10 protein-coding genes are annotated in these 12,669 nt (G+C 49.8%); 3 read left to right on the plus strand and 7 right to left on the minus strand.

Annotated features, from left to right (window positions below; translation table 11 throughout):
* From HWY38_RS19240 to HWY38_RS05940, 5 genes are all read right to left on the minus strand, one after another.
* Positions 1–3,290 (minus strand): NTTRR-F1 domain (locus tag HWY38_RS19240; RefSeq protein ID WP_411908466.1); only part of this gene is annotated, 3,290 nt, incomplete at its 3' end.
* 114 nt (positions 3,291–3,404) lie between these two features.
* The gene (locus tag HWY38_RS05925; protein ID WP_224181436.1) at positions 3,405–4,103 is read right to left on the minus strand and encodes a hypothetical protein; all 699 of its coding nucleotides are present in this window, start codon (positions 4,101–4,103) and stop codon (positions 3,405–3,407) included.
* A 105-nt stretch (positions 4,104–4,208) separates the two neighbouring features.
* A complete protein-coding gene (locus tag HWY38_RS05930; protein ID WP_007408966.1) occupies positions 4,209–5,645 on the minus strand; it encodes an anion permease in 1,437 nt (478 codons plus the stop codon).
* A gap of 124 nt (positions 5,646–5,769) precedes the next feature.
* The gene (locus tag HWY38_RS05935) at positions 5,770–7,035 is read right to left on the minus strand and encodes a polysaccharide lyase family 1 protein (RefSeq protein ID WP_224181437.1); all 1,266 of its coding nucleotides are present in this window, start codon (positions 7,033–7,035) and stop codon (positions 5,770–5,772) included.
* A gap of 164 nt (positions 7,036–7,199) precedes the next feature.
* Complete coding sequence (locus HWY38_RS05940; protein WP_003155650.1) at positions 7,200–7,547, minus strand: general stress protein; 348 nt, start codon at positions 7,545–7,547, stop codon at positions 7,200–7,202.
* A gap of 191 nt (positions 7,548–7,738) precedes the next feature.
* Here HWY38_RS05940 and HWY38_RS05945 point away from each other — a divergent pair, with 191 nt between their 5' ends.
* Positions 7,739–8,089 carry a DUF3212 family protein gene (locus HWY38_RS05945; RefSeq protein ID WP_224181438.1) on the plus strand — a complete coding sequence of 117 codons (351 nt, stop codon included), beginning with the start codon at positions 7,739–7,741 and terminating at the stop codon, positions 8,087–8,089.
* 128 nt (positions 8,090–8,217) lie between these two features.
* The gene (locus tag HWY38_RS05950; RefSeq protein ID WP_224181439.1) at positions 8,218–9,237 is read left to right on the plus strand and encodes an NADP-dependent oxidoreductase; all 1,020 of its coding nucleotides are present in this window, start codon (positions 8,218–8,220) and stop codon (positions 9,235–9,237) included.
* 53 nt (positions 9,238–9,290) lie between these two features.
* Here HWY38_RS05950 and HWY38_RS05955 read toward each other — a convergent pair whose 3' ends face one another.
* Together HWY38_RS05955 and HWY38_RS05960 are read right to left on the minus strand one after the other, a co-directional pair.
* A complete protein-coding gene (locus HWY38_RS05955; protein WP_224181440.1) occupies positions 9,291–9,737 on the minus strand; it encodes a GNAT family N-acetyltransferase in 447 nt (148 codons plus the stop codon).
* Between the two features lie 71 nt (positions 9,738–9,808).
* Positions 9,809–10,939 (minus strand): DEAD/DEAH box helicase, encoded by a 1,131-nt coding sequence (locus tag HWY38_RS05960; RefSeq protein WP_032872449.1) that lies wholly within the window; start codon positions 10,937–10,939, stop codon positions 9,809–9,811.
* Between the two features lie 171 nt (positions 10,940–11,110).
* Between HWY38_RS05960 and HWY38_RS05965 the strand changes: the two genes are divergently transcribed.
* Complete coding sequence (locus tag HWY38_RS05965; RefSeq protein ID WP_072588884.1) at positions 11,111–12,667, plus strand: ABC-F family ATP-binding cassette domain-containing protein; 1,557 nt, start codon at positions 11,111–11,113, stop codon at positions 12,665–12,667.
* Positions 12,668–12,669 lie beyond the last annotated feature (2 nt).

The raw sequence follows: 12,669 nt of genomic DNA on the forward strand, positions 1-12,669 counted from the left end.
GTTGAGCCCGTGACCCCAGTTGCGCCAGTCGCTCCGGTTGGACCCGTGATTCCAGTTGTGCCTGTCGATCCCGTTGGGCCTGTTATTCCGGTTGGACCGGTTGCGCCAGTCACACCCGTTGAACCGGTTGGGCCGGTTATTCCGGTTACACCAGTTGCGCCTGTTGATCCGGTTGAGCCCGTTATTCCGGTCGCTCCCGTTGGGCCCATTTCTCCAGTTATACCGGTTGCGCCGGTTGGGCCGGTTTCTCCTGTTGCTCCGGTTACTCCTGTTGCCCCAGTTACTCCTGTTGCTCCGGTTGCTCCCATGGCTCCGGTTGCCCCGGTTACTCCTGTTGCTCCGGTTTCTCCTGTTGGACCCATGATTCCGGTTGGACCAGTTTCTCCGGCTGAACCAGTTACACCAGTTGAGCCCGTGACCCCAGTCGGGCCAGTTACTCCTGTTGCCCCTGTTACTCCGGTTATGCCAGTTGGGCCGGTTTCTCCTGTTACTCCGGTTGCTCCTGTTACTCCAGTTGCTCCTGTTACTCCTGTTACTCCAGTTGCTCCAGTCAAGCCCGTTGGGCCTGTCGATCCTGTTGGGCCCGTTATTCCTGTTACTCCGGTTGAGCCTGTTGAGCCTGTTGAGCCTGTTGGCCCTGTTACTCCAGTTGCTCCAGTCAAGCCGGTTGGGCCTGTTACTCCGGTTATGCCAGTTACACCAGTTGGACCAGTTGCGCCGGTTGAACCTGTTACCCCTGTTGCGCCAGTTTCTCCAGTTACACCGGTTGCGCCTGTTTCTCCCGTTGAACCGGTTACACCAGTCGAGCCGGTTGGGCCTGTTACTCCAGTCATTCCGGTTGGACCGGCTTCTCCAGTTACCCCCGTTGCGCCGGTTGGGCCGGTTGATCCAGTAGCTCCGGTATCCCCGGTCGAGCCTGTTTCTCCGGTTGCCCCAGTAACTCCAGTTGGACCGGTTGCTCCAGTCACTCCTGTTGATCCTATTGGACCCGTTGCCCCTGTTATTCCTGTTGATCCGGTTGGACCGGTCTCTCCCGTTGGGCCGATTTCTCCAGTTACACCCGTTGCCCCTGTTGGGCCGGTTGGACCAGTTGATCCTGTTGCTCCCGTTGCTCCAGTCGATCCGGTTTCTCCAGTTGATCCTGTTGCTCCCGTTGCTCCAGTCGATCCGGTTACTCCCGTCGCTCCAGTTTCTCCTGTTGGGCCAGTTTCTCCGGTTGCGCCAGTAACTCCTGTTGGCCCTGTTGAGCCAGTCGCGCCTGTTTCTCCTGCCGATCCCGTTGGACCAGTTTCTCCCGTTGCACCAGTTACACCAGTTGAGCCCGTGACCCCAGTCGGGCCAGTAACTCCTGTTGCACCGGTCTCTCCAGTTAATCCCGTCGCACCAGTTGAGCCGGTTTCTCCAGTTGATCCTGTTGCTCCAGTCGCCCCTGTTACTCCAGTCGGTCCTGTTGCTCCAGTCGAGCCGGTTGGTCCCGTTACTCCTGCTGGGCCGGTTTCCCCGGTCGAGCCAGTTTCTCCGGTTGCGCCAGTAACTCCAGTTGGACCGGTTGGGCCTGTTGGACCGGTCTCTCCCGTTGGACCGGTTGGGCCGGTTGCTCCGGTTGCGCCTGTCGATCCCGTTACACCAGTTGGACCCGTTTCTCCGGTTGCGCCTGTTTCTCCAGTAGCTCCGGTATCCCCGGTCGAGCCAGTTTCTCCGGTTGGGCCGGTTGCTCCTGTTACTCCAGTTGATCCCGTTGAGCCAGTCGCGCCAGTTTCTCCGGTTGAGCCCGTTACTCCAGTTGATCCTGTTGAGCCCGTTACTCCGGTTATCCCCGTTGCCCCAGTCACTCCAGTTGATCCTGTTGAGCCCGTTACTCCGGTTGCGCCGGTTTCTCCCGTTGAGCCCGTGACCCCAGTTGCGCCAGTCGCTCCGGTTGGACCCGTGATTCCGGTTGTGCCTGTCGATCCCGTTGGGCCTGTTATTCCGGTTGGACCGGTTGCGCCAGTCGCGCCAGTTGAACCGGTTGGACCGGTTGGACCGATTTCTCCAGTCACACCAGTTGCCCCTGTCGGTCCTGTCGATCCTGTTGATCCTGTTGCTCCTGTTGGGCCGGTTGCTCCGGTTGAACCTGTTGCTCCTGTTACTCCAGTTGATCCCGTTGAGCCAGTCGCACCAGTTTCTCCAGTCGCTCCGGTTGGACCGATTTCTCCAGTTACACCCGTTGCCCCTGTCGGTCCTGTCGATCCTGTTGCTCCTGTTGGGCCGGTTTCTCCTGTTGCCCCAGTTACTCCAGTTGCTCCGGTTTCTCCTGTTGGACCCGTGATTCCGGTTGGGCCAGTTTCTCCCGTCACCCCTGTTACTCCGGTTGAGCCGGTTATCCCCGTCGCCCCGGTTGGACCTGTTGCTCCTGTTGACCCAGTCACTCCAGTTGATCCGGTTACCCCTGTTGAGCCAGTATTCCCGGATGCACCCTTTGAGCCGGTTTCTCCTGTTGAACCAGTTGGGCCTGTTTGACCGGTCGAGCCGGTTGTACCTGTGGCTCCGGTTGAACCAGTTCCTCCTGTTGGCCCGGTTGCACCCGTTGGACCTGTGGCGCCAGTTGAACCGATTGCTCCTGTTGCTCCGGTGGCTCCCGTTATTCCGGTTACCCCAGTCGTTCCTGTTGCCCCTGTTGTACCTGTTGCGCCAGTTGGGCCTGTAACCCCGGGTGCACCCGTTGACCCAGTCGCTCCTGTTGCCCCGGTTGAACCAGTTGATCCCGTGACACCAGTTACTCCGGTCGCTCCTCTTGGTCCGGTTACTCCTGTGGGGCCCGTCACTCCTGTGGGACCTGTAATTCCCGTTACGCCAGGTTCACCCCCGGTTTGCGCCAATGAAACATCGTCTATTAAAACCGTGCCGGTAGAAACTTTACTTAATACAATGACGGCAGAGGCCGCGCCAGAAGGCACACTGCTTGTTTTATAGATTTCAGACCATGTGTGGAAGAGCACGTTCGGCAAATTTCCGGGTGTTATATTTTCTTGAATGGAACTGATTTGTTCACCTGCCGCGCTGACATAGATGATCTGGAGAGTTACTTGGGGACTTGGCTCATTTCCGAGCGTTGCGAGTGATACGAATAGAGTCACTGACTTGGCTGAAATTGGAACGATTTGACTGAGGTAAGCATATGGCTGAGCTCCAATAAATTGCGCAGAATATCTCCCTGAATGTGCAAACAAACTGTTAATCTGGGTATTTGCCGAACTCCACCCCGCTAATGTGCCGGTTTCAAAGCTTCCGTTTATAATCGGATTATTCATTCAATCTTTTTCCCTCTCCTTCCCGTTGTTGACCGTCTTACTTATTAAGACAGCATATTAATACGGGCTGTGTTTTGACAACCTAAATAAAAAAGGTGATTTCTTTTCATCACCTTAATCCGATCCTTGAATGGGGAATCCCGTCGCAATGAGGGAGCGGTTTGCCGCTGCGACTTGTGTTACGTAGTTCGAAGAAAGGACGGATAAATAGAGCTGGTACGCGGCTGTTTCATCCGCCTTCATTTCGTCAATGTACGTAAAAGGAATTCCTATGATTTGTCCGCCTGAAGAAAAGAGGTTCCGCTCTTGTCTCTGTGTTTGTATCGATACGCCATTTCTTTGCAGATCGACAGCTAAGACCAATGAGAAATGAGACGCGAGCGGGTCTAATTCCACGTTTACTTGTATGACGGCATCCGTTTTCACCAATTGATCTGTCGGTGCGGATATCACTGCGCTTAACACGTTTATCGGTGTTCCTTCTAACGGAATCATCATCTGGTCTGCTGTATTTTGAAAAGCTACCGCAGGAACCGCTCCCGGCGGTCCCTCAGGCCCCGGGGGACCGGGCGGACCCGCCTCCCCTTGCGGACCGCGGGAGCCGGCGGGTCCTCTTTTGCCTTCGGGACCTCGCAGCCCGGGTACGCACAAGGCAGATCGATTTTCATCTGAAGACGGGAACCGTTTTTCCGTCCCTGTTTCCGGTCTTTCAAGTTCACATGGTAATTGTTCATACCGGCGTTTCATATGTCTGCTCATATATTTGTAAGGTTTCTGTTTCAATATCATGTATTGATTACGGCCGCTGCTCATATTATCACCCCGGCCATATTCTATTCGAACTGGAGTCATCATGTGCAGGCCTTTCCCCTTCCTTACAGAAATAAAAAAAGGCAGACCTGCGTCTGCCTTTTTCTTCTACCATAACCCTAATACTTTCCACCATAATCCGCCGATCACAAGCCATGTCACAATATGGACGATTGACAGGATAAAGCCGATGGACCACCATTTGCTTTGCGATATATAGCCCGCTCCGAAAAAGACCGGAGCCGCTCCTGAGCCGTAATGCGTCGTCGAACCGAAAAGGTTGCTGAAAAACGCCAGGCTGAGCGCCGCCAACAGCGGCGGAGCGCCTGCCGCCACGATGACGGCGAGAAATGCCGCATACATGGCGCTGATATGCGCGGTTGCGCTCGCAAAGAAGTAATGCGTGTAATAATACACGACAATCAGAATCATAAATGCCACAATCCATGAAAAACCGGAAACAGAAGATTTCATCATATTGCTGAACCAAGACACCATACCGAGCTCATTCAGGAAATTCGCCAGCATCACAAGCGCCGCGAACCAAGTCAGCGTATCCCATGCACCTTGTTCCTTTTTGATGTCCTCCCATGTTAATACCTGTGACAAAAGCAAAACGGATAATCCGATCAGGGCCGTCGTCGTTGCGTCAATATTTAAGCTTCCTCCGAAAATCCACAGCGCAAGCACCAATAAAAAGACGATGACCATGGAGAGTTCGGATTTTTTAAACGGACCCATTTCTTTCAATTTTTCTGTTGCGATTTTAGCCGCATCCGGTGTTTCTTTAATTTCCGGCGGATACAGCTTATAAATGACGAGCGGCGTAATGATTAAGCTCGCCAATCCCGGTACAATGGCCGCGATTGCCCAGCTTGTCCATGTGATGTCCACCCCTGCGACATCGTGGGCCAGCTTGGCGATCAGCGGGTTCGCCGCCATTGCCGTCAAAAACATCGCAGACGTAATCAAGTTTCCTTGAAAACCGGTTTTTAATAAGAAAGCGCCGATTTTCCGCTCTGTTCCGTCTGCCGGCGTTGATCCGAAAGTTTCGGATAATGATCTGATAATAGGAAAAATAATGCCGCCCGCCCGTGCCGTGTTGCTCGGAATGGCAGGTGATAAAATTAAATCACTGAAAAGCAGTGAATAAGAAAGGCCGAGTGTTTTCTTCCCGAACCGTTGTACGAATACGTAAGAAATCCTGGCGCCGAGCCCGGTTTTGATAAATCCCCGGGAAATAAAAAAGGCGATGACAATCAGCCAGATTGTCTTGTTTCCAAATCCGCTTAACGTATTTTCAATAGATAGCGTTCCCGTTAACGCGGTGACTGCCAATGCAAAAATTGCAATTGCGCCCATTGGCAAGGGCTTGGAGATAAAGCCGATAATTGTTGCGACAAAAATAGCGAACAAATGCCATGCTTTAGGTTCAAGTCCGGACGGCGCGGGAATAAACCAAATGATTAATCCCACAGCAACGGTAATAAGCAAAGGAATAATTTTTACCGCCTGCTGTTTTTTTGCGTCTTTTTCTGAAGCCATTACAGGTCTCCTCCTATTTTGTTGTCTTCCATCCCCTATCCCATTTTACTACTTAACTAAGTTAATAAACGTTTTTGTTAATTAAAAAACACAAAGGAATATTTTCCTTTGTGCTTCTTGTTTATTATTTTAATATGCCCGACCCGGCTTTAGATATAACATCTGATTTTACATTTGATGATGAGCCGATGGAACCGTGCAATGACGGTGTCCAGCCGACGGACTGACTTAATCCGTTGGCGGCTGACGCGTTAATGGCGGCGCCGTTTAAAAGAGTGCCGTCTTCATGAAGCGCTTTTCCGCCGCTGAAGACGCTGATGACTTTATCAGCAGCCAGTCCCGGCACTTCAAAAACATTATTCTGGGCATATATTTTCGACGCGTGGCCCGCGCCCCACGCATAGCTGAACGGGTATGCGGCGCTTTTAGAGCCTGCGTAAAAATTATTATAAATATGAACCTGCCCGTACCGGACCCGCGGCGCGCGCTGGACGATGTTCTGGTAATAGTTATGGTGAAGGGTCACCTTCAGTTTTCCCTCATCCGACGTCTTGCTGTCGCTGTTTCCGATGACGGAGCCTTTGTCATGGTCATGATATTTATTATAGGACAATGTAATATAATTCGCCCCGTTGGCTATATCCGTCTGGCCGTCATGGTGCTGAAATTTTCTCCCGTAATAGTAGGGAAAACCGCTGTCGGGATTCGATCCGTCATTAAAGGTGCAATGATCGATCCAGATGTGCGTCGCGCCGTTAATGGTGATATTGTCATATTCCGAGTTCCAGTTGCCGCTGCTGCCGTCCGTCGGGTCCCATTGCGGAAAATAGTCGTAAGCGTCTTGAAATTCAATGTTGCGGATGATGACATTGTCGACACCGTTCTTTATATTAAAACTTCCGCCTGTCACTTTGGCATTTGAACCCGAGCCGATGATCGTCGTATTTGAAGGGATGTCAATCACGACCCGTGCCTTCTGGTTTTTTTGCGATCGCTGTCTGGCGTCTTCCTGGGTGCCTGACGGCGCTTTTTTTCCCCATTTGTCCGGGTCGTACGCCTTCAGATAGGCGTTGAGATCATATGCCGGATCTTTATAATCATTAAAGCCGAGCGTTTTATTGCGGTCGTCCGTATTCATATTGATTGTGCCTTGTATGTAAATAATCTTCGGCGTGCTGTTGGCGCTTCCCCCTAATGCAGAAACGAGCTGCTGTCTGTTTGATACGGTGTATACATTCGATGAAGAGGCTTTCGCGCCGCCGGTTGTCCCGCCGGAAGCGGCTCCCCAGCCGTCATTTGTTCCTAACGTCTGCCGCCCCAGATCAGCGGCATAGACGTCCGCAGGGATCATACATAAACAAACCGCCAGCATAAATAACATTTTTTTCATGAATTGTGCTCCTCCTGATTTTTAATTCCAATTTATTACAACCAAATTGTATCAAATCAGTTGAGGACCAGCACCGAAAATGTACAGAATGTGCCTTTTCGGTTTTATTGCGGAAACCGCAAAAAAATCCCAAGGGACCGAAAACCCCTTGGGATCTGTTCAGCTTACGCCCATGATTTCACTTTTTCATTATCCGTGACAAACAGAAGAACTTTTCCTTCATCTAAGCGCTTTTCAAATTGTGACGCTTCCTCTTCTGAAAAGCCGATTTCGTGAATTTTGTTGCGGAGCTCGTCGCCTTTTTTATTAAACATATTGCCGACCGCGTGTTTAATGCCCGTTTCTTTCGCTCCGATGGTATTGACATCAGTATTATCGGCCAGGCGGTCCGTTCTGTCGTCATCATGTGAAAGCACATATACGTCCTCTTTTGCAACACCCAGCTGCTGAAGCTCTTTTACGTCCTGCATCAGTTTTTGATCATTTGTATATTCTCTTACTACCGGTTTCATTGATAAGTCCTCCCTTTTGTTTTTGTATATTTGATGTTTACCCGCTCAATCAAGGATCAAACAAAAGAAAGAGAGTTCCGTGAAAAAACGGGCAGGTTGTCGGTGGATATTTTCTTGCGGGACATGTTACAGTAGAGGAAGCTACATTTATCAGAAAAATAAAAATCTTCATGAGCCGATCAAGCAGGGAGGTGGTTCCTATTCATTACTTTTCACCGGAACAGCGATTTAACGCTTGGGTTGTCAGTGATTTAGTGAAGCAGGTATTCCGCCGGCATACCCGCTGCCCGGATGGAATAAAAGAGCTTACGGCCTTTGCTGAAGATACTTTTCATATTAATATCGATTTCGTTTTCTCTATCATTATCAATATCGGTGATATCGAATCCGTTCTGCCGAAAGAAATTGAAAATAGGCTGGGTTCTTATCTGACCACGCTTCAGCCCGTCGTTACCGCTGACATGCTTCATTCTTCAAAAACGAATGCCTATGAATATTTGGAACATGAGAAAAACACCGATGTATACCGATTATTCTATTAAATATGCATATAAGGAAAGAAGGGCCCTGGGCCCTTCTTTTTTTATGACCGCTGACGGTTTGATTTTGTAATCGGGAAATGGTTCGTGTTACATTTGGAACAACCACTTATCTTGAAGGAGGATTCAGTATGCCGAATAATCAGCAGCAAATTCAATTGGCAAGACGCCCCAAAGGCGTTCCCGCCCATGACGATTTCCGCTTTGAAACGATTGCCGTTCCCGAACCGAAAGACGGCGAAGTGCTTGTGAAAACGAGTTATGTGTCCGTTGATCCGTACATGCGCGGACGGATGCAGGATACAAAATCATATGTAGAGCCGTTCGCTTTAGATGAAGCCATAACAGGCGGAGTGATTGCCGAGGTTCTGACAGACGGCGATAAGCTGAAAAAAGGAGATGTTGTGATCGGAAATCTCGCATGGCAGGAATATTCAGCCGTCAATGAGTCCGCCCTCCGCAAGTTGGATACGGATATCGCACCCGCCCAGGCGTATCTCGGCATTTTAGGGATGACCGGACTGACCGCTTACTTCGGGCTGCTCGATATCGGCCGTCCGAAAAAAGGCGAAACCGTCGTCGTTTCAGGCGCGGCGGGCGCCGTCGGCTCAACAGTCGGACAGATTGCCAAAATCAAAGGCGCACGGGTTGTCGGTATCGCCGGATCTGATGAAAAAATCGCGTATTTGAAAGAGGAGCTTCAATTTGATGAAGCCATTAATTACAAAACGGCGGATAATATTCAAAAAGCGCTGGAACAGGCATGTCCTGACGGCGTCGATGTCTATTTTGACAATGTCGGCGGACCGATTTCAGATGCGGTGATAAACCTGCTGAATGAATTCGCCCGCATTCCGGTATGCGGAGCGATCTCATCGTACAATACCGAAAGTGAAGAAGAAGACATGGGCCCCCGCGTCCAGCCGAAGCTGATCAAAACAAAAGCGCTGATGCAGGGATTCATCGTCAGTGATTATGCTGACCGCTTTTCCGAAGGTGCGAAACAATTGGCCGAATGGCTTAAGGACGGAAAGCTTCATTATGAAGAAACGATTACGGAAGGATTCAACAATATTCCTGACGCGTTCCTCGGCCTGTTTAAAGGAGAAAATAAAGGCAAACAGATCATCAAAGTCAGTGATCTAAGTTAACATGATGATAAAAAAAGGAGGGCTTTGTCCCCTCCTTTTCTGTTTATTTGGGATCAGCCGCGAAGAATCAAAGTAAGAAAGCCGTCTTCATCCGGCTCCATATCTTCCAAAGTGAATCCCGCTGCTTGAAAGCAGGCTAAACTGATTTGATTGTCTTTTTCGATGCTTGCCGCCCATTCCCGCACGCCGGTAAACCCAGGATCAGTCAGCAGTTTTTGCAAGATCTGTTTTCCGTACCCTTGAAGCTGGTACAAAGGATTGACGATCAATCCGATATACGCCCGCTCCTCCACAAACTCTATAGAGACCATGCCTGCCGGAAGCTGCCCGTCATATGCCATAATGACAGTATCGTCTTCATCTTTACTCAATCGTGCATACCACGCGTCTAATGGCAGCATCGCATCCATTCTCCGTCTGATATTATCGTTCTTAAACCAGTGTTCAAGTATTTTCAGCTCAGGTTCCTTCAATATTTGAAATCTGTCTATTGAACCCATCTTCCCGCCCCCGCCTGAATCTTTTCTATTATTTTACAATAAAAAAAGAAGGGCTTCCCGCCCTCCGTTTCTTATTTCTCAGATAATTTTCCGCCTGAATAAACGGCCTCTTTCAGCTCAATTCCGAGTGATTTGGCCATTTTTTTCAGTTTGGATTCTTCCATCGGCGTGACAAGGCTGAGTACGGTTCCTTCTTTACCGGCCCGCCCCGTCCGGCCGGATCTGTGGATATATCCGTCTTCATTCGGTATGTCCGCGTGAATGACATATGGAAGATCATCGATATCGAGTCCGCGCGCCGCAATGTCAGTCGCCAGAAGAAGCGGAAATTCTCCCCGTTCAAACGCTGATAATATCTTTGCCCGCTCCATTTTTTTCGCTTCTCCGTGCAGGATGCCGAGGTCCACGTGATGATAGGCAAGTTTTTCCGCATAAACGCTTAAATTTCCGATATCTCTGACGAACACGAGCGCCTGCATGCCGTTCAGCCGTGACAGTTTTTGCAAAAGCTTCACTTTATCCCGCTGATCACAGACGAGATATTGATGTGTGACGCGCGCTTTTTCCGCCGTATTCCGCTCCACTTTCAAAACGGCCGGTTCGTGCGCGATGGTATTCAGCACCTGTTCTGTTTCCGGCTGCAGCGTAGCGGAAAAGCTTAAAAGCTGTCGGTCTTTCAGCGTCGTTTTAATGATTTTTTTCATCGTTTCGCGGTGTTCCTTTGTCACGAGCTGATCCGCTTCATCAAGAACGATCGTCTTGACTTCATGCATTTTCAGCTTTTTCGCCTGAATCAATTCGAGCACCCTGCCCGGTGTGCCCGCAATGATATGCGGTTTATTTTTTAGCTTCTCCACCTGCTTTTTCACGTTTGCCCCGCCGATCAAAGACAAAGCGCGAAGATCAGAGCCTTTTTTCCAATCCTGAATCACTTGAAAAATCTGCATCACAAGCTCGCGGGACGGCGCTAAAATGATCACTTGCGGATGTTTCTGTTCCGGGTTGATCCGCTCCAGAACCGGAAGCGTGTACGCCAATGTTTTTCCCGTTCCCGTCGGGGATTCGGCAATGACGTCTTTCCCTTCCATAATCACCTGAGCGGCTTTTTCCTGAATGACGGTCGGCTCCTGAAAACCTGAGGCCTCCCAGTTTTCGGCGATAAATGGTTGTGTATGCTGTAAAAATGGCCATGTTTGGGTCATGTCGTTCTCCTCAATTCTTAAAATCTACTCCATAGTATCTCAAATGCACGCGCCAAACGCAATTTTCTTTTTCCTTCCAAGCCTTTTAACAAACGGTCTCCTCCTTTATAATCATAAATGAGAAAGACACATGATAAATAAAGCGTGTCTGATAACGATAGAGGTGTAATGATGAGTATTTTATCCGTAAAAGATTTAAGCCACGGCTTCGGTGACCGTGCGCTTTTTAACAATGTATCGTTCCGTCTTTTAAAAGGGGAGCACGTCGGCTTAATCGGAGCAAACGGCGAAGGTAAATCAACGTTTATGAATATTATTACCGGAAAACTTGAGCCTGATGAGGGTAAAGTTGAATGGTCGAAAAACGTGCGTGTCGGCTACCTCGATCAGCATACCGTGCTTGAAAAAGGAAAAACGATCCGCGACGTGCTGAAGGATGCGTTCCATTACTTATTTGCAATGGAAGAGGAAATGAATGAGATTTACAACAAAATGGGCGAAGCAGACCCTGATGAGCTTGAGCAGCTGCTTGAAGATGTCGGTGTCATTCAAGACGCCCTGACAAACAATGATTTCTACGTGATTGACAGCAAAGTTGAAGAAATCGCCCGCGGCCTCGGCCTGCAGGATGTCGGACTTGACCGCGACGTCACAGATTTAAGCGGCGGACAGCGGACGAAAGTGCTGCTCGCCAAACTGCTTTTGGAAAAACCGGAAATCCTTCTGTTGGACGAACCGACCAACTACCTTGATGAACAGCATATTGAATGGCTGAAACGCTATTTGCAGGAATATGAAAATGCGTTCATCTTAATTTCTCACGACATTCCGTTTTTAAACAGCGTGATCAATTTGATTTATCATGTGGAAAATCAGGAGCTGACGCGTTATGTCGGCGACTACCATCAGTTTATGGAAGTATACGAAGTGAAAAAACAGCAGCTCGAAGCCGCCTATAAAAAACAGCAGCAGGAAGTGGCTGAGCTGAAAGATTTCGTCGCCCGCAACAAAGCTCGCGTCAGCACGAGAAATATGGCGATGTCCCGCCAGAAAAAGCTTGATAAGATGGATATGATCGAACTGGCGGCCGAAAAACCGAAACCGGAATTCCATTTCAAGCCTGCGAGAACGTCAGGCAAGCTCATTTTTGAAACGAAGGACTTAGTCATCGGCTACGATACTCCGCTGTCACGCCCGCTCAATCTCAGAATGGAGCGCGGACAGAAAGTCGCCCTGTACGGCGCAAACGGCATCGGGAAGACGACGCTGTTAAAAAGCCTGCTCGGTGAAATCCAGCCGCTGGAAGGCACAGTGGAACGGGGCGAGCATCAATACACGGGCTATTTCGAGCAGGAAGTGAAAGAAACCAATAACAATACGTGCATCGAAGAAGTGTGGAGCGAATTTCCTTCCTTTACCCAGTACGAAATCCGCGCCGCCCTCGCCAAATGCGGCCTGACGACCAAACACATTGAAAGCCGCGTCTCCGTTCTCAGCGGAGGAGAAAAAGCGAAGGTCAGACTGTGCAAGCTGATCAATTCAGAAACAAACCTGCTCGTGCTTGACGAACCGACAAACCACCTGGATGTCGATGCGAAAGAAGAGCTGAAACGCGCGCTGAAAGAATACAAAGGCTCCATTCTGCTGATTTCCCACGAACCCGAGTTCTACATGGATATCGCGACGGAAACATGGAATTGTGAATCTTGGACGACGAAAGTGCTGTAAAC

Origin of the sequence: Bacillus sp. KS1 (genome assembly GCF_020075515.1) — a bacterium.
In the GTDB taxonomy this organism is placed as follows: Bacteria; Bacillota; Bacilli; order Bacillales; family Bacillaceae; genus Bacillus; species Bacillus velezensis.